Annotated in this window: 17 protein-coding genes and 1 pseudogene; 9 read left to right on the top strand and 9 right to left on the bottom strand. The window is 69.4% G+C overall.

Going from position 1 to position 16,256, the window contains the following annotated elements:
* Nucleotides 1-101: 101 nt before the first annotated feature.
* A complete protein-coding gene (locus tag OG965_RS38270) occupies nucleotides 102-1,124 on the top strand; it encodes a S1 family peptidase (RefSeq protein ID WP_371656689.1) in 1,023 nt (340 codons plus the stop codon).
* On the opposite strand, the gene OG965_RS38265 is transcribed toward OG965_RS38270, so the two are convergent.
* From OG965_RS38265 to OG965_RS38255, 3 genes are all read right to left on the bottom strand, one after another.
* The gene (locus OG965_RS38265) at nucleotides 1,118-2,311 is read right to left on the bottom strand and encodes an MAB_1171c family putative transporter (RefSeq protein WP_371656688.1); all 1,194 of its coding nucleotides are present in this window, start codon (nucleotides 2,309-2,311) and stop codon (nucleotides 1,118-1,120) included. The two genes, OG965_RS38270 and OG965_RS38265, sit on opposite strands and share 7 nt — an antisense overlap.
* The gene (locus OG965_RS38260; protein ID WP_371656687.1) at nucleotides 2,308-2,991 is read right to left on the bottom strand and encodes a hypothetical protein; all 684 of its coding nucleotides are present in this window, start codon (nucleotides 2,989-2,991) and stop codon (nucleotides 2,308-2,310) included. Before OG965_RS38260 ends, OG965_RS38265 begins: the two co-directional genes overlap by 4 nt.
* Before the next feature lie 208 nt (nucleotides 2,992-3,199).
* A complete protein-coding gene (locus OG965_RS38255) occupies nucleotides 3,200-3,718 on the bottom strand; it encodes a helix-turn-helix domain-containing protein (protein WP_371656686.1) in 519 nt (172 codons plus the stop codon).
* A gap of 175 nt (nucleotides 3,719-3,893) precedes the next feature.
* Between OG965_RS38255 and OG965_RS38250 the strand changes: the two genes are divergently transcribed.
* The 8 genes and pseudogenes from OG965_RS38250 (at nucleotide 3,894) to OG965_RS38215 (ending at nucleotide 10,834) form a co-directional block, all read left to right on the top strand.
* Nucleotides 3,894-4,808, top strand: a complete 915-nt coding sequence (locus OG965_RS38250) for a DNA-binding response regulator (RefSeq protein WP_371656685.1) — start codon at nucleotides 3,894-3,896, stop codon at nucleotides 4,806-4,808.
* Nucleotides 4,709-4,972: pseudogene (locus tag OG965_RS38245) on the top strand (ATP-binding protein); the annotation flags it as partial. The gene OG965_RS38250 and the pseudogene OG965_RS38245, both read left to right, overlap by 100 nt.
* Nucleotides 4,973-5,428: 456 nt before the next feature.
* Complete coding sequence (locus OG965_RS38240) at nucleotides 5,429-6,244, top strand: MHYT domain-containing protein (RefSeq protein WP_371656684.1); 816 nt, start codon at nucleotides 5,429-5,431, stop codon at nucleotides 6,242-6,244.
* A 10-nt stretch (nucleotides 6,245-6,254) separates the two neighbouring features.
* Nucleotides 6,255-8,768: a nitrate- and nitrite sensing domain-containing protein gene (locus OG965_RS38235; RefSeq protein ID WP_371656683.1), complete on the top strand. Its 2,514-nt coding sequence runs from the start codon at nucleotides 6,255-6,257 to the stop codon at nucleotides 8,766-8,768.
* Entirely contained in the window at nucleotides 8,765-9,205 is a 441-nt protein-coding gene (locus OG965_RS38230) for a roadblock/LC7 domain-containing protein (protein ID WP_371656682.1), read from the top strand. The genes OG965_RS38235 and OG965_RS38230 overlap by 4 nt, the downstream gene beginning before the upstream one ends.
* The gene (locus OG965_RS38225; protein WP_371656681.1) at nucleotides 9,202-9,567 is read left to right on the top strand and encodes a DUF742 domain-containing protein; all 366 of its coding nucleotides are present in this window, start codon (nucleotides 9,202-9,204) and stop codon (nucleotides 9,565-9,567) included. The genes OG965_RS38230 and OG965_RS38225 overlap by 4 nt, the downstream gene beginning before the upstream one ends.
* Entirely contained in the window at nucleotides 9,548-10,144 is a 597-nt protein-coding gene (locus OG965_RS38220; RefSeq protein WP_371656680.1) for an ATP/GTP-binding protein, read from the top strand. The genes OG965_RS38225 and OG965_RS38220 overlap by 20 nt, the downstream gene beginning before the upstream one ends.
* A 189-nt stretch (nucleotides 10,145-10,333) precedes the next feature.
* On the top strand, nucleotides 10,334-10,834 hold the full coding sequence (locus OG965_RS38215; RefSeq protein ID WP_371656679.1) for a VOC family protein: 501 nt from the start codon (nucleotides 10,334-10,336) through the stop codon (nucleotides 10,832-10,834).
* Between the two features lie 70 nt (nucleotides 10,835-10,904).
* Here the strand turns inward: OG965_RS38215 and OG965_RS38210 are convergent, their stop codons facing one another.
* From OG965_RS38210 to OG965_RS38185, 6 genes are all read right to left on the bottom strand, one after another.
* On the bottom strand, nucleotides 10,905-11,168 hold the full coding sequence (locus tag OG965_RS38210; protein ID WP_371656678.1) for a hypothetical protein: 264 nt from the start codon (nucleotides 11,166-11,168) through the stop codon (nucleotides 10,905-10,907).
* A 240-nt stretch (nucleotides 11,169-11,408) separates the two neighbouring features.
* On the bottom strand, nucleotides 11,409-12,104 hold the full coding sequence (locus tag OG965_RS38205; protein ID WP_371656677.1) for an alpha/beta fold hydrolase: 696 nt from the start codon (nucleotides 12,102-12,104) through the stop codon (nucleotides 11,409-11,411).
* Nucleotides 12,101-12,937, bottom strand: a complete 837-nt coding sequence (locus OG965_RS38200) for a DUF1295 domain-containing protein (RefSeq protein ID WP_371656676.1) — start codon at nucleotides 12,935-12,937, stop codon at nucleotides 12,101-12,103. Before OG965_RS38200 ends, OG965_RS38205 begins: the two co-directional genes overlap by 4 nt.
* Nucleotides 12,934-14,208: a class I SAM-dependent methyltransferase gene (locus OG965_RS38195; protein WP_371656675.1), complete on the bottom strand. Its 1,275-nt coding sequence runs from the start codon at nucleotides 14,206-14,208 to the stop codon at nucleotides 12,934-12,936. Before OG965_RS38195 ends, OG965_RS38200 begins: the two co-directional genes overlap by 4 nt.
* Complete coding sequence (locus OG965_RS38190; protein WP_371656674.1) at nucleotides 14,205-14,981, bottom strand: DUF1365 domain-containing protein; 777 nt, start codon at nucleotides 14,979-14,981, stop codon at nucleotides 14,205-14,207. The genes OG965_RS38195 and OG965_RS38190 overlap by 4 nt, the downstream gene beginning before the upstream one ends.
* Nucleotides 14,975-16,240: an NAD(P)/FAD-dependent oxidoreductase gene (locus OG965_RS38185; RefSeq protein WP_371656673.1), complete on the bottom strand. Its 1,266-nt coding sequence runs from the start codon at nucleotides 16,238-16,240 to the stop codon at nucleotides 14,975-14,977. The genes OG965_RS38190 and OG965_RS38185 overlap by 7 nt, the downstream gene beginning before the upstream one ends.
* Nucleotides 16,241-16,256 lie beyond the last annotated feature (16 nt).

The following is a 16,256-nucleotide window of genomic DNA, read 5'->3' as shown; positions in this document are numbered from 1 at the left end:
ACAGCGGGGATGCGGTGGCCTGTCCGGGTGGATGCGGGGACGTGCCGCCAGGGGTCCGCCGAGGCGGAGTACTGGGGGTAGACCGGACGGCGGGCTCGTTCGTGGACGAGCACACCGCACGGGTGATCCTCAATGTCACCAGCAGTGCCGCGGCGGAGACAGCCCTTCGCGAGGGCGTGCAGACCCGACTGGTGGAGCGGAGTACGGCCCAACTACGCAAGGTACGCGCCCACTTGGAGCACACCGCGCGCATCGCCGGAACGGGATGGGCGACCGATCCGGTTCACGACAAGATCGCCGTATCGGCGGATGCCACCGTGTCCGGGGCCCGGCTCGACCAGTTGGAGAAGGCTCTCAAGCCTCTGGGTGAGGCCGTGGCGCTCACTCGTGTGGCCGGTTCCTACACCTCCGCTTCCCGCAGGGGGCTCGCGCAAGCGTCCGGGACCCGGGCTCTCGCCACCGGCACCGGTTCGTCGGCCACGCGCGCCCCTGCTCTGCACGGCGGAGACGCCATCTACAACGAAAGCAGGGACACTACGTGCTCCCTGGGGTTCAACGTACGCAGCAACCGCGATCCCCACGTCTACTTCTTCGTGACCGCCGGCCACTGCGGCCATGGCAACGCCCGGTTCGCCGTTCCGGACGACGACGAAACGACGGTCGGCAGCATGTCCGTGTTCCGCCCCGGCGTCGATTCGCAGAAGGGCGACTACCGCATCGTCAAGTACACCGCTTCCGGCATTCCGCCGCATGATGTCGACCTGTACAACGGCAGATTCCAGACGATCACCAAAGCCGGCGAAGCCCGGGTCGGCCAGAAGGTGACGCGCAGCGGCATCAGCTCGGAGGTCAGGAGCGGTGTCGTCACGGCCGTCGATCAGACGCTCAACGGGGTCGACTACGACGGCCACAGCTTCGAGGTCAGGGGCCTGGTCAAAACCACGGCCTGTGCCATGCCCGGTGACAGCGGCGGGCCGTTCTTCTCCGGTACCACCGCCTTGGGGCTTACGTCGGCCATCGACAAGGGCACCGGCTGCGGTACCCAACCGGGATCCCCTCGCGGCGTCACGTATTTCCAGCCGATCGGCGAAGCCCTCAAGGCCTATGACGTGAGCCTTTACTGACACTCCGCTGGTCCCATGGCGGCGAGGTCCGGGGCGTAGGCCCGTGCTGTGGTGCTGTGGTATGCGCGGGACAGGGCGCGCAATCGTCTGATCTCGGTGTCGAAGTCCAGGCTGATGGCGAGGTTCGCGGGGGCGGACGGCTCGGCGCCGGGCTGCGGGGGGTGGGGGCCGCAGCCGGATTCCTTGGTGCGGTGTACGGCGCGCAGGACCAGGGCCGTGGTCAGTGCGTCGAGTGGGCCGCCGGTCAGGCCGGTTGCCTGGGCGGTGCGGGCGGCATGGCGGTGCAGGGCCGGGCTGGTGTAGGGCGTGAGGGCGAGCCGGGCGTCGTGGATCTCGATCACCAGGCGGTGCAGGCGCAGGCGCGGGGCAGTGCCGGGTGGGGTGGGCAGGACGATGCCGGGTGCGTGCCGGGTCAGGGCGGACCACAGGGGGAGCAGGTGGCGCAGGGCCCGGCGGTCGCGCAGTCGTTGGGCCGCGATTCCACACAAGGGGATGGCGCAGCCGATCAGGGCGAGCGCGTAGACGGCCCATACCAGCGGTTTGACGGCATGCCAGTCCAGCGATGCCTCGGCGCCGAGCAGGCGGGCGGCGCCGAGGGCGGAGCGGATGAGGGAGGTGACCGTGCCGAGGGCCATGGCCGCGGCCAGCACCTTCAGGCCGATGCGGAGCCACGGAGCCCGGGTGCGGCGGCTGTACGTCCAGGCCAGGAAGGCCAGGATGGCGCCGGCCGTGGCGAGGTAGGCGGGATAGAGCACGGCGTAGAGGTTGGCCGCAGTGCAGTAGGCAGTGGAACTTTCGCAGGCCTGGGTGAAGTCCTGCGGGACGAGGGGCCATGGGAAGCAGAGGTAGAGGGCGAGTGAGGCCAGCAGGCCGCCGCCCACCACGGCGGCATGGGGCGTGCGGGTGCGGCGGCGTGCCGCCGGGCAGGCCATGGCGAGGGCGGTGTCGAGCGCGAAGGCGGTGTACAGCAGACCGCTCCAGTGCCGGAACAGAATCGATGCGTCGGGGATGCCCACGGCCCAGTCAATGAGGTCGGAGTCGGCTGCCAGGCCCATGCTCGCGGAGGCGGCCAGGCTCAGGAGGCAGGCGCACAGACCGCGTTGGGCCGGATTGCGCAGGGCGGCGGGAAGGCGCCACAGGGCCAGGACCCAGAACAGGGTTGCCAGGGCCGCTTGGGCGGTGTTCATGGCCGGTCCGGGTGTCCGTACAGGTCGTTGAACCGGATCAGCGCCTCGGCCGCGTGGGGAGTCGTCGGACGGGTCTCGTCGCGCGAGGCGCGTTCAAGGATGAGGGTGGCCAGGTGTTCGGCGTCGCGTTCCTGTTCGCTGGCGTACTGCGTACGTCCGAGCAGCTGGGCGATGCGCGCGGGATCCAGGCCGATGGAGTCGTCCGCCGGTCGGCGGGTGGTGGCCAGGGCGCGGATGCGGTCGGCCTCGGCGCGGATGATCTCGGCGGTGGGGAGCGGGGCTGCGGTGCCGGTGTGGGCGGCGTGGCGCAGGGCGTGCTCCAGGTGACTGTGGAGAGCGCGTTGTTCTGCGGCGTCGGCGGTTTTCGTGGCGGGCGGATCCAGGTCGGGGGCGGTGTGCCCGAGCAGCATGTGGCTGATCTCGTGCAGGACGATGTGCACCTTGAGGATGTCCGCCGCCTGGTCGTCGTAGAAGACGAGATCGGCGCTGTCCAGACCGAGCCAGAGGCCGCAGGGCAGCCCGGGGTCGCGGGCGCCCTGGAGCGCCAGGAGGTGCAGTGGGCGGCCTCGTTGCTCGGCGATGCCCGCACAGAAGGTTTCGAGGTCGAAGGGGTGCGGGATCGGCAGGGTCGCCGCTGCTGCCGTCCGGGGATCGGGGCGCCGGCGGGTCCACCACGTCATGGGGGCGCCTTTCGTGGGGCTGTCGGGGTCGGTGACAGCTCGGCGGGCACGGGGGCGGAGCGATGCATTCCGCATCAGCCTGGCGACCATCATAGGCGCAGGATGACACCCTGCGTCCAATAGATTGGACGGGTTGTGGGTGGCTGCCCTCTTCGCGCACTGGTCGGCCGGGGCCCAGCGGCTGGGAGGCCGTCGGAGGGAGCCGGGGTCAGGACGTGCGGGCCGCGGGTCCGGGCTCGGGATCCGCGGTGACGGCGGGAAGTCCCTCCGCCTCCCGGAAGCCCTCGACGATGCCCTTGATGCCCCGCAGGGCGTTGCTGGACAGGCCGCCCAGACGGAAAGCGACCGCCCTGACCTGCTGGTCCTCCAGGGCATCGGCGAGTTCGTCGCTCGCCTTGGCCCGTTCGCCGCTCTCCCTGATCTCCCGGATCCGGGCGATGGTGACCTCGGCCACGGCGTCATCGGTGAAGTAGGCGGTGGTCACGCCGAAGAACCGGGCGATGGCCTGCAGCGACTCCACGCCGGGGTTGGTGACACGGCCGCTGCGGATGTTCTGGATGGTGCCGTGGGAGACCGTGGGGCCGTTGTCGAGGGAGGCCCGCTGCCTGATCAGATCGGCGAGCTCGACGTAGCTGTAGGGGCCGCGCCCTGCCGGATGCAGCTCCCTGATCAGGTAGTCCAGCCGCCGTGCGATCGCACCCTGTCCCACCAGCGACTCTTCTGCCACGCCGCTCACTTCTCCTTGTCCCGGGGGGCCGTCCGCCCGTTCAACAGACTAGACCTCCACCGTCGCTCACCGTCAAACACCTCTAACATATTTGACGTCTCGACCAATGAAGGGCATAGGATCTCGCCATGCTCATCTAATTAATTAGATGTACGAGTGAGTGTGAGGTACGCCCATGTCCACCAGGCCAGTCAGGAAAATCCCCGCGCTGCGGGTGATGGTCACCGGCGACTGGGCTCTGCTGTGCCTGGGCACGGCAGCCGCCCTCAAGCACGCTCCCGACCTCGCGGACGTGACGGTCGCCCGTGACACCGAGGCAGTGGGCTGCGCCCGGGCGCGGCAGCCCGACGCGGTACTGCTGGTCCATGCCGGGGCCCCGGACGCCGCCGACCTGCCCCTGCTCGCGCAGTTGTGCGCACTGTCCCGTCCGCCGCGCATAGCGATGCTGGCCACCTCCTACGACGACTCCTACCTGGGCGAGGCACGGCGCGTCGGCGTCCGGCACTTCCTCTCCGCGGACGTCGGACCGTACGACTTGATCCACGCGGTCCGCGCGCTCGGCGCCGCCGGCGACGGCGACCGCGACCGCGACGGTCCGGTGGCGCCGACGGTCCAAGGCCGCGGCCCGTACGGCCCGCCCGCGATGGACACCGGGCCCGACCTGGTGGGGCTGTCCGCCCGGGAGCGCGAGGTACTCGTCCTCCTGACCGACGGCCTCTCCAACTCCGAGATCGGCGCCCGTCTCTACATCAGCCCGGCCACGGCCAAGGACTACATCAGTGCGCTGCTGGCCAAGCTGCGCGTCAGCAATCGGGTCCAGGCGGCCGTCGTCGCCACTCGCGCGGGCCTGACCACCGCGCGGACCACGGGCGAGGACGGCGGTGTGCGGCGCCCGGTCCACTCCTCCGAAGCCCGTGGAAGCCAGGGCCCGCTCCCGGGGCACCCTCCGCCCGCCGCGCAACGGTATGACCAACCGGTGAGCACACCAGGACCGGCCAGCGGCGCCTGGAGCACATCCTGGGCAATCTCGTCACCAACGCGCACCAGCACGGAGAGGGACCGGTGGATCTCATCGTGGAGGGGCCCGTGATCACGGTGCGCGATCACGGGCCCGGCTTCCCCGACTACCTGCGCGATCACGGGCCCCAGCGCTTCCGCACCCGCGGCACCACCCCGGGACACGGTCTCGGCCTGCCGAACAGTCCCAGCCGTGAGGCCCCTTTTTTATCACGCTTGCTCAAATTCCTTCGCTGACAGACCAGTTGATCAAATCCACTGGTACAACTGGTGCTCCGTGCCGGGGATTGGTCAGCACAAGCGGGCACACGGTCTGGGGGTATTTTCAGCGATCTCGGACTGAGCGAACGGCTTGGGATGCCGCTACCGGCTCCCGACCCACGCAGGGTTGGTCCATGAGGAGCTGGTCGGGGGAATGCACGTGCATGCGAGGGTTCGTCTTGGCCGCTCACGGCTTGACCGCCGGGGCATCGCGATGGGCCGGCCTCTCCAGCATGGCCGGCTCCGCTGACCACGACCGCGTCACCCTTCCCTGTACCGATGACAGGCGGGCAACCCGTCCGTCCGGTCGGACGGTAACCGCCGAGGCCACTCACACACCGTGTTTCCGACCGACTGTGCGCGTGGACGCCCCGGGCGCCGACGGCGGGCACCACGGGCGACTGCCGTCAACTCGATGCTGAGAGGAGCTCCATGATGGAAATGCACCATGCCGACCACGAATGGCTGACACTTGCCGCTTCCTACGCAATGGCGTGCGCGGGATCGGCCCTCGGGCTCCGTTGCATGGCCCGGGCGCTGGTCACGTCCGGGGCAGCCCGGCGGGGGTGGCTATTGCTGGCTTCCATCTCCATCAGTTGCGGCATCTGGACGATGCACTTCATCGCCATGCTCGGCTTCGAGATCTCAGGCACTGAGGTCCTGTACGACGTGCCGCTGACGGTGCTCAGCCTTCTGATCGCCGTTGCTGTGGTGAGTACGGGGATCTTCTCCGTAGGGCACGGCCAGTCGCAGCCCCGGCTGATGATGGGCGGCCTCGGCACCGGACTCGGTATCGCCGCCATGCACTACGTCGGAATGGCCGCGCTGCGGCTCCATGGCCACCTCGAATACTCCTGGCGGCTGGTGGCTCTGTCCGTAGTGATCGCCGTCGTTGCGGCCACAGCCGCACTCTGGGCCGCACTCACTGTGCACAGTGGTTGGGGCAGCGCCGGAGCCTCCCTGGTCATGGGGCTGGCAGTCAGCTCCATGCACCACACCGGCATGGCGGCGCTGCACGCCCACGTGACGCCGGCACGGACGGACCTGCCAGGCGCTTCGGGGGTGGAGTTCATCGTCCCCCTGACCATCCTGGTGGGCTCGTTCCTCTTTTTGACCGCAGCGTTCGTCGCGCTCTCACCGACCGAACATCAGCTACTGAAATCCGCGAAAGCCAGGCAGCTCCGAGATGCCCAGGTCCCGGCTCGCGCCGAGGATCCGCGCCGCTCCGAGCAGCTGCATTCTGTCTGAGGAGGGAATCGTGCACGTACCCCCTGAGTCGGTGCAGGGGCGGCAGCCTGACAGTCAACAGGCCTCCCCCAAGCCCCAGTTCGCCATGCCGCACGAGAGCCCCGAGAGCGTCGAGGGCGTCGAGGGCGTCAAAACCAAGGTCTCCCCCTTGACATGGTTGAGGCCCAGGTCGGTCCGCGCGAAGATCATCTCGCTTCTCATGGCGCCCGTCATATGCCTGATGGCCCTGTGGGCCTTCGTGGCGGTCACCACTGTGCAGCACTCTTCGCATCTGACGCGGCCTCAAAAGACCGACGCGCGCCTGCTGGCACAGTCCCGAGACGTCGTGACTGCGGCGCAGGCGGAGCGATCGGCAGCCTTACGCTATGTCAGTCGTCCCCGGGCAGACCTGCTGTCCGTCTTCATCGCCCGCGCGAAGGACACGGATGCCGCCCTTCGCAACGGCCTCCCCTCCGATATTCACGCTCTCGAACCTCATCTGCACGCACGCTTCGACCAGTTCTCAAAGGCTGCGGAACACGTCCCGGAAACGCGTTCCCAGATCAAAGCCTTCGGAGCACGGGCGCCCGGCGACGCCACCCGTTCCCAGTCGGTTGCCAAACCCCGGGCCACGGTCGCCGCCTCCGCGGCACGATGGGCCGACGTCTACCGCTCGTATACCGCTGTAATCGAGCAGGGGCTGGCTGTCGGCGATGTCCTGACCAAGGCCACGGGGAATCCACGTGCGGCAAGGGTGGCCCCGGAAGTGCCCCGGGCCAGGGAAATGATCGCCCGAGAAACCCTCATCCTCGACGTCGCCCGAGCGAACGGCGGCCTGAACAGTGAACAACACCGGGCTTTCATCGCATCCGTGGTTTCCCAGCGCCTCCTGCTCAGTGCCGCAGCCGACGACGTGCGCCCCGCCGCTCCGGGCGTCGTCCCAGTCAGGGCGTACCAGGCTCTGGGGGCGTGCGAAGACTCGGTGAGATCCGCAGGACCCCTGCCTCGGGTCAACTGCCTTTCCACCGCGTCAGCATGGACGAATACGGTCACGCCGGTGACGACAGCATTGCTCCGACTGGAGTCCGGGGCCGACGCCACGGCCACCGGGCGAGAAGACGGCATCCCTGACTCGGCGCTCGGCTCGTCCGGGTCCTTGGTCCTGCTGGGTCTGTGCGGCATCCTTCTGTCTCTCTTGATCTCGGTACGCATCGGGCGCGACCTGATCGCGGATCTGGTCGGCTTGCGCATGGCAGCAGCTGAAGTAGCCGAACGCAGCCTCCCGCAAGCCATGCGTCAACTGGACGCCGGCAACAAGGTGGACATCGATGCGGAGGCACCCCTCCAACGGCACGGTAACGACGAGGTGGGTCAGATCAGGTCCGCCCTCAACGCCCTGCACCGAGAGGCACTCCTCCTCGCGTACGAGCGCGCCTCGCTCAAGGACGCGGCGCAACGCGCGGCAGTCGCCAAGAGCGTGTCCGATGTGTACGTGAACCTGGCCAGGCGCAGCCAGCTGCTCTTGCAGCAGCAATTCGAGGTGCTGGACGGCCTGCAACGGGCGGCTCAAGACCCGAACTTGATGGAAGACCTCTTCCGCCTCGATCACCTCACGGCACGTATGCGTCGTCACACCGAAAACCTCATCATCCTGTCCGGCGCCACGCCGCCACGCTGGTGGAGCGAGCCGGTCAGTCTGCTCTCACTGCTGCGCGCGGCCCTGTCCGAGGTGAACGACTATCCCCGAGTCGAGCTGCTGGACATCCCCGAGCGGCATCTGCTGGGCTCCGCGGTGGCTGACCTGTCCCACCTGATCGCCGAGCTCCTTGAGAACGCTCTGACGTATTCCCCGCCCACCACCACGGTGCAGGTGCGCGCCGAGCGGCTGGCCACCGGGGTAGCACTCACCGTCGAGGACCGCGGCCTCGGTATGAGTCACGGGAGAATGGCGCAGGCCAACCTCCGGGTCCAGGACCCCGCCGCGGTCAATTTGATGAACACCAGCCAGCTCGGGCTGTTCGTTGTGAACCGCCTGGCCCGTCGCACAGGCGTCAAAGTCCGGCTGGACAACTCGGCCCACTACGGCGTGAGGGCTACCGTCCTCATTCCCCAGACGCTGCTGAGGGCGCGCACGGGCCCGGTTCCGCGGTCTTCCAAGGCGCATCCCCCGCACGCGCGCCGGACTCGCCCGGGGCTTCCCTCGCTGCCTCCACAGCCGTCCATGCCGGCTCCGCACGAAACGGCAGGCCCCGTAAGTTCCCCTGCGCCCCTCCCCCAACGAGTTCGCCAGGCACACCTGGTGCCTCAGTTGCGTACCGACCCACCACCTCCGTCGCCCCAGGCATCCCGCCACGACCTTCCGGTGGAAACGCACCGCAGCCCGACGGCGGCTCAGGCCACGATCACCGCACTGGAGAGCGGATGGCTGCGAGGACGGCGTGCCGTGCGTGCGGTCGCGGTACCGGCCGACGAGGCGGCGTGTCCGCCTGAGCAGGCGGTCGCGCGCACTCAAGGCGGCGCTCCAGCAGATCGGAATACTCAATGACCTTGACATCTCAGGAAATCCAGAACACGAACTGGCTTCTGGATGATTTCGTCTCACGTGTTCCCAACATCCGCCACGTAGTGCTTCTTTCAGCCGACGGTCTGGCGGTCGGCGCTTCCAGCGAGCAGGACCGGGCCGACGCCGAGCGCCTGGCCGCTATTGCCTCCGGACTCCACAGCCTCGCCAAGGGAATGAGTGCGCAATTCAGTGCCGGAGCAGTGCTGCAGAACATGGTGGAGCTGGAGAGGGGGTTCTTCTTTGTTGTCACTGCTGGAAAAGGGTCATGCCTTGCCGTCCTCAGCGAGATGAACGCCGACATCGGCCTCATCGCGTACGAGATGGCCCGGCTCGTGCAGCAGGTGCGAGAACACCTGGATCAGCCCGTCCGCACTCCTCTCGGCCAGCCGTTCCCTGGGCTGGATGACGCAGTCATATGAGTTATCCGAGCCCTCACAGCGATGTGGGTTCCGTCGTTCGCCCCTTCGCGATAATCGCGGGCCGTACGCGTCCGAGCCGGGGAGAGTTCGACCTTGTCTCCGTCATCTACACCAGGCCGCAAGGAAAAGGTGCCACGACGCGTTCGCCCGAGGAGAGGACCATCCTCTCGCTCTGCCAGGTACAGCCGATGTCCGTCGCCGAGATCGCCGCTGGACTCGGTCTTCCCGTAGGCGTGATCCGTGTTCTGCTCGGTGACCTGCTGAACGACGGGCGCATCCGCGTCACCCATCCCGCCTCCGCCGTCTGGCTGACCGACCAGAACATCCTCAAGGAGGTGGCCGATGCCCTTCGCGCACTCTGACGGCGCCATCAGGCCCGACTTCATCGCGATGAAGATACTCGTCGCCGGCGGATTCGGCGTGGGAAAGACCACCTTCGTCGGGGCGTTGAGCGAGATCCGCCCGCTCCGGACCGAGGAGCGGCTTTCCCAGGCGGGTCATCAGGTGGATGACCTCAGGGGAGTTCAGCAAAAGACGACGACCACTGTCGCGATGGACTTCGGTAGGATCACCCTCAACGACAGTCTTGCCCTGTATCTGTTCGGCACACCGGGACAGGAGCGGTACTGGTTCGTATGGGACGAGCTGGCACAGGGAGCGCTGGGGGCGGTGGTGTTGGCCGACACCCGCCGTCTACCGCACTGTTTCCCCGCTGTCGACTACTTCGAGCGGCGAGGTATCCCGTTCATCGTGGCCGTGAACTGCTTTGAAGGAACACACACCTACGGGGAGCAAGAGGTCGCCCTGGCTCTGGATCTCAGTCCGCAGACACCGATCATGCTGTGCGACGCTCGTATGCGAGGTTCGAGCAGGGATGCGTTGGTCGCGCTCGTCGACCATGCGAGTCGTCTGCAAGTCACGAAGTTCCTGGAGGAATGAGCTCCTTCAGCGGCGCTGCCGACGACGCGGGAGGCATCCGCCAAGCCCGCGTCGTCAAGGCGGTGCAGGGGTCCGATTACGCACCGTAACTAAAGCCTCGCGGATCGCGGTATTTACTTGAAGTCTCACATTGTTTTATGGTCGCAAGCGAGGCCACCGCCTCACCCTTCACTGCCCTGGGAGAGCTCCATGCCTGTACGCCGCCTCAACCACGCGGTGCTCTACGTGCGCGACGTCGCACGAGCCGTCGAGTTCTACACCGACGTCTTCGGCTTCAAGCTCGACGTCGACGTCCCCGGCCGCGCCGCGTTCCTCAGCGCCGAAGACACGCTCAACGACCACGACCTCGGCCTCTTCTCCGTCGGACCGGACGCACCTGGCCCCGAGCGCGGCCGCGTCGGCCTCTACCACCTGGCCTGGGAGGTGGGCACGCTCGGCGAGCTGGTCGCTGTCGCCGACAAGATCAACAAGCGCGGCGCCCTGGTCGGCTCCACCAACCACCTCGTCTCGAAATCCCTGTACGCCAAGGACCCCGACGGCAACGAATTCGAGATCATGTGGCGTGTCCCCCGCGAGGACTGGCCGACCGCAGCCGAAGACACCAGCCCCGGCCCGCTCGACCTCGAAGAATCACTCAAGCGCTGGGGACCCGACCGCAAGACAGGCGCCGCGGCCGGATCCGCCACCTGAACGACCCTCCACGGTCGGGAGCAGCGGGGAGCCGGCGACAAGGGACGGGGCATCAACCGCCGGCAGCTCGCTACGGATGGTGCGAGTGCCTCCTGCGGGCCGCGGAGGAGGACGGTGGTGGATGCTGGTGGCGCCTCGCCTGCGCCGGGCCTTCGTTCTCGAACGCGAAGCCGCGTGTGACCATCTCCCGCCAGAGCGCGCCCGCGTATCCCGCCCGGACGGCCAGCACACGCTCGGTTTCCGCGCCGCGGTCCCGACGGGCGATGTCGTCCATGACGATGCGGAACGTCGTGGCCAGCTCCCACGCGCTCATGTCCTCGGGAGCCCTGGGCATGGTCGCTTCTCCTTGGCTGTGGGCGCAGTCGAGTCCGGCAGGTCGGGGAGATCCGTGCTGTCGGCAACAGCGTCGCCTGAACGCGAGAGTGCTCCCTCATGCCGTTGGCGATCCTTGCAGGTGTGCCCGGCTCTGGAGCACCCCCCGAACGGCGGGGGCTGCCCCCCTCATCGGGGGGCAGCCGGTGAATACGGAACCGTGGCTGACAGCGAGGTGAAGCGGCCCGCGCGGTCAGGGCCGTCATCGCTCGAACGGCGGCTGGGCTTCGAAGACCTCGCTCGGTACGGGGGCAAGGCCCAGGAAGCCGAGGGTCATGGCGGTGGTGATCCGGTGCCAGGCGCGGGCGTCACGCAGCATGGCGTGGCCGCCGCGGGGCATCGCGATGCCGCCCGCCGGTACGCCGCGGGCGCGGGCGCGGCGTACGTAGTCCCAGGAGGCCCGGGCGTCGGTGACGCGATCGTTCTCGTCGTGCAGGAGGACGACCTCGGTATCCCCGAGGTGGGCGACCGGCTCCTCGGGCGGACACCAAGGGGCGAGGCCCACCACACCCCGCACGCAGGGATCGTCCGCGACGCGCAGGGCGGCCCGGCCGCCCATGGAGTGCCCGACGAGGACGACCGGTACGGGGCCGGTGGTACGGCGCAGCTCGGCCAACGCCCGGCGGGCATCGTGGGCGGCGTCCTGCCGGGGGCCGTTCCAGCCGCGGTGGCGGTAGCGCACCTCGCCGACCAGTACCTGATCCCCCTGGGTGGCCCTGATGATCCACTTTGCTACGGGATGCATGCGCAGGAGCGGGAGGTTGAGCCTCGGCGGCGCCTCAAGGGCGTCGGCGCGGCCGCCGTGGAGCAGGAGGACGGCGGCCGTGGGCCGGGGTGGTGCCCACCGCGGCGCGAGGGCGGACCCACCCTCGCGCGGGTCCGATACGTCCGGGCTCATGACGGCCCCCGGGCCTCTTGAGTCTCGGCGCGTCTGCGGCGTGCGGGCAGGGGGACGAATCCGCTGACATCGGCCACGTACACGGCGTATCCGGGCCGTTCGGCCATATGGGCCTCCAGCAGCCGTTTTCCGCTGCCCTTGGTGAGGAGAAACGTCATCAGCAGCGGCGAGACCAGACACAGCGCCGCGCCCTGCCAGGTGCCGCAGGCGGTGAGGTACAGGCCCCACCAGACGAGGAAGTCACCGAAGTAGTTGGGGTGGCGGGTCAGGCCCCACAGCCCCCGGTCCATGATCTTTCCGTGGTTGGCGGGGTCCGCCGTGAAGCGGGCGAGCTGGAAGTCGCCCACCGCTTCGAAGGCCACGCCGACGGCCCACATGCTCAGCGCGAGGAAGGTGACGTGGGGGGCGGGCGCCTTCGCGTACTGGGCGGCCTGGACCGGCAGGGAGACGAGCCAGATCAGGGCGGCCTGCAGGAGGTAGACCGTGCGCAGGGCGTAGAGGTTGCGGCTGCCCGGTGCTTTGGCGAGCAGCCGCTCGTACCGGGGGTCTTCGCCGTGTCCGCGTCCGCGCCAGGCGAGGTGGGCGGCCAGGCGCAGGCCCCAGAGTGCGGTGGCGGCGGTGACCAGGAGGCGCTGGGTGGGGTCGCCGCGTTCCGACGACAGCAGGCAGGTGACCACGGCCACCGCGGTGAAGGCGAGGCCCCAGGCGACGTCCACCAACCGGTGCAGGTTCTTGGGCAGCGCGACGGCCACGGCGACGAGAAGGACGGCGAGGGAGGTCGCGGCGGTGGCCGCGAGGTTCACCCCGAGGCCGCACCAGGCCGACTCGGTCACCGTAGGGTCCCCTCCATCAGGAGCAGTTGGCGTACGTCCAGGTGGCGGGCGCGGAAACCGGCCTCGGAGTAGGCGAGGTAGAGCTCCCACATGCGCTGGAAGGTCGTGTCGAAGCCGAGGGCTTCCACTTGAGCGGTGGTGCTGTCGAAGCGCTCGCGCCACAGCCGCAGCGTTTCGGCGTAGTGCTCGCCGTAGCCGTGGTCCGACACGATACGCAGGCCCACGTTCGCGGAGTGCTCCGAGAGGGCCTCCCGGGAGGGGATGAGCCCGCCGGGGAAGATGTACTTGCTGATCCAGGTGTGGGTGCCGGCGGTGCGGAGCATCGCTTGGTGCTCCATGGTGATCGCCTGCAGAGCGATCCGGCCGCCCGGCGCGAGCACGTCACGCAGTACGGCGAAGTAGACCGGCCAGAACTCGGCGCCGACCGCCTCGATCATCTCCACGCTGACGACCGCGTCGTAGCTGCCCTCCACCTCCCGGTAGTCGCGCAGTTGGACGCTCACCCGGTCCGCCAGACCGGCGGCGGCGATGCGCCGCCGGGCCAGGTCCCGCTGCTGGGCGGAGAGCGTCACGGTCACCACCTCGGCCCCGCGAGCGGCGGCCCGCAGCGCGAGCCCGCCCCACCCCGTACCGATCTCCAGGAGCCGGGTGCCGGGACCCACGGCGGCGAGGTCGAGCAGTTGCTCGGTCTTGCGGCGCTGTGCCTCCTCAAGTACCTCGTGACCGGCGGGAAGGGTGGCGAAGACAGCCGACGAGTACGTCATGGTCGGGTCGAGGAACAGCGCGAAGAAATCGTTCGACAGGTCGTAGTGGCGCTGGATGTTGCGCCGGGCCCCCTCGGGGGTGTTGCGCTGCGCCTGGGGCCTGCGCCCGCCCCAGAGGGAGCGCAGCCCCCGCAGGGGTGCGGGCAGGAGGCCGTCCATGTGCGCGGCCAGCACGGTCAGGGCCGCCACCAGGTCGTCGCTGTCCCACTCCTGCGCCATGTAGGACTCGCCGAAGCCGATCAGGCCCTGCGCGCCGATCCGGCGGAAGAAGGCGTCGGGCTGATGCAGCCGCAGCGCCGGGCCGCTGCCGTACGAGGTGGCCTCGCCCGTCAGCAGGGAGAGCGGCGTCCGCGCGCAGACGCGCCGCAGCACCGCCCGAGCGGCGGCGGTCCGCCCGAGCCGGGCCCGCGGCAGCCGTGCCACATCGGGCCACACCTCGGCGTCGATCCGCCGGAATCCGGCGTGCGTGGGGTCCTTGCCGGCGGTGTGCGCGAGCGAGTCGGTCACAGGGCGGGGCCTTCCGTGGGGGTGGGGGCGGGCCGGGGCTGGACGGGGAGTCCTCGCAGGTACAGGTGGATGCCGTGGCGGCGGATGCCCGCCCACACGGCCAGGGTCGGCCAGGGGCGGCGTGCCGTTGCCGCCAGCAGGGCGCGCGCGGTGCCCGGGCGGCGCCTGCCCCGTACGGTGGCGGTGAAGGGCCGCTCGGCACCGAGGGTGAGCTGGATGGTGAGGGCGAGCCGGTCGTCGGGAACGGGCAGGCGCATGCGGTAGTGGCCGTCGACGGGAAAGAACGGGGAGACGTAGAAGTCCTTGGCCACCTCCGCGCCGCCCGTCGCACCCGGTCCGAGCAGGTAGGCGTGCCGCTGCCCGTAGGTGTTGTGCACTTCGGCCACCACGCACACCAGGGCGCCGGTGCGGTCGTGGCACCAGTACAGCGTCAGCGGGTTGAAGACGTATCCCAGGACCCTCGCGTGGGCCAGCATGAGGACGCGTCCGACGTCGTGGTGCACGTTCTGGGAGGCCAGGTAGGTATCGAGCGCGGCGCGGATCGTCGGCGAGGTGCCGTCGAAGTGGTCCCGGGCGTCGAAACGGGCCAACATGCGTAACATCCACGGCAGTTGAGGCGGCTGCGCGAGGTCGACGAGCCACAGGTGGGTGCGGTGGCGGAAGGCGTGGCGGACCGGTGAGGTGCGGGTGTGGCGGATGACGCAGTCGTACAGGGCCGGTGTCTGGGGATTCGGGGTCGAGGTGCCCGGCTGCGGCTCGGACCGGACTACCACACGACCCCCAGCGCGGCCGCCGCCTGCACGCCCGAGCGGCAGCCGTCCTCGTGGAATCCCCAGCCGTGGTAGGCGCCCGCATAGGCGGTGACCGTGGTGTTGAGCGTCGGCAGTACCTGCTGCGCGGCGACGGATCGCGGGGTGTGTACGGGGTGTTCGTACACCATGCGCGCCACCACCCGGTCCGGGTCGACGCGTTCGCCCGCGTTGAGGGTGACGACATAGCGGGCGGCGGCGGTGGAGGGCAGTTGCTGGAGCCGGTTCATGTCGTAGCTGACCTGGACGCTCTGGCCCGGTTCCCCGCAGGAGGGAAGGTAATAGTTCCAGGAGGCCTGGGCGCGGGGGGACGTGGGCAGCAGCGCGGTGTCCGTGTGCAGGACGGTCGGGTTGCGGGTGTAGCGGAACGCCCCGAGGGTCACCTGCTCCTGCGGGGTGGGGTCGGCGAGCAGGCGCAGGGCCTGGTCGGGGTGGGTCGCGATGACGACGGCGTCATAGGGGTCCGTGGCGCCGTCCTCGGTGGTGATCCACGCCCTGGCGCGGGTGCGGTGCACCGAAGCCACCGGGGTGCTGGTGCGCACGCTGCCGACGTGCTCGGCGATCCTGGCGACGTATGCGGCAGAGCCGCCGGTGACCGTCCTCCACTGCGGCGAGCCCGTCACCGACAGCAGCCCGTGGTGGTCCAGGAAGCGGAAGAGGTAGGCGGCCGGGTAGTGCAGGGCGACCTGCGCGGGGCACGACCAGACCGCGGAGACCAGAGGGGTGACGAAGTGGGAGGTGAAGTACGGGGAGAACCGGTTGTCCGCGAGGAACCTGCCGAGGGTGTAGGGCTCGGGCCGGGTGTCGGCGAGCAGGCGGCGGGCGCGGCGGTGGAAGGACGGCACTTCGGCGAGCAGACGCAGGTAGCGGCCCCGCCATGCGCCGCGTCCGGCGAACAGCCCGGCCGGGCCGCGGGCCCCGGCGTACTCCAGGCCGCAGCCGTCGCACCGCACGGACATGCTCATCTCGCAGTCCTGCGTGGCCACGCCGAGTTCAGCGAAGAGCCGCAACAACGTGGGGTACGTACGCTCGTTGTGGACGATGAACCCTGAATCCACTGCGACGGTCCCGCCCCCGGCGGCGGGCAGGTCATGGGTGTGGGCATGCCCCCCGAGCCGCCCGTCGGCCTCGTACAGGACGACGTCGCACGCCTTGCGCAGGACGTAGGCGGCGGTCAGACCCGCCACTCCGCCGCCCACCACGGCAACTCTCCGCCGGTGCATATCCCTCGTTCCGTGC

Origin of the sequence: Streptomyces sp. NBC_00224, from assembly GCF_041435195.1 — a bacterium.
Lineage (GTDB): Bacteria > Actinomycetota > Actinomycetes > Streptomycetales > Streptomycetaceae > Streptomyces.
Note: the sequence above shows the minus strand (reverse complement) of the source record. Positions and strands in the feature narration are given on the sequence as shown.

Bases quoted from the DNA above. Each gene is read 5' to 3' on its own strand.
- OG965_RS38185 (WP_371656673.1), bottom strand. From the start codon at position 16,240: ATGCACCGGCGGAGAGTTGCCGTGGTGGGCGGCGGAGTGGCGGGTCTG.
- OG965_RS38205 (WP_371656677.1), bottom strand. From the start codon at position 12,104: ATGAGCCCGGACGTATCGGACCCGCGCGAGGGTGGGTCCGCCCTCGCG.
- OG965_RS38210 (WP_371656678.1), bottom strand. From the start codon at position 11,168: ATGCCCAGGGCTCCCGAGGACATGAGCGCGTGGGAGCTGGCCACGACG.
- OG965_RS38215 (WP_371656679.1), top strand. From the start codon at position 10,334: ATGCCTGTACGCCGCCTCAACCACGCGGTGCTCTACGTGCGCGACGTC.
- OG965_RS38220 (WP_371656680.1), top strand. From the start codon at position 9,548: ATGCCCTTCGCGCACTCTGACGGCGCCATCAGGCCCGACTTCATCGCG.
- OG965_RS38250 (WP_371656685.1), top strand. From the start codon at position 3,894: ATGTCCACCAGGCCAGTCAGGAAAATCCCCGCGCTGCGGGTGATGGTC.
- OG965_RS38240 (WP_371656684.1), top strand. From the start codon at position 5,429: ATGATGGAAATGCACCATGCCGACCACGAATGGCTGACACTTGCCGCT.
- OG965_RS38225 (WP_371656681.1), top strand. From the start codon at position 9,202: ATGAGTTATCCGAGCCCTCACAGCGATGTGGGTTCCGTCGTTCGCCCC.
- OG965_RS38230 (WP_371656682.1), top strand. From the start codon at position 8,765: ATGACCTTGACATCTCAGGAAATCCAGAACACGAACTGGCTTCTGGAT.
- OG965_RS38265 (WP_371656688.1), bottom strand. From the start codon at position 2,311: ATGAACACCGCCCAAGCGGCCCTGGCAACCCTGTTCTGGGTCCTGGCC.
- OG965_RS38260 (WP_371656687.1), bottom strand. From the start codon at position 2,991: ATGACGTGGTGGACCCGCCGGCGCCCCGATCCCCGGACGGCAGCAGCG.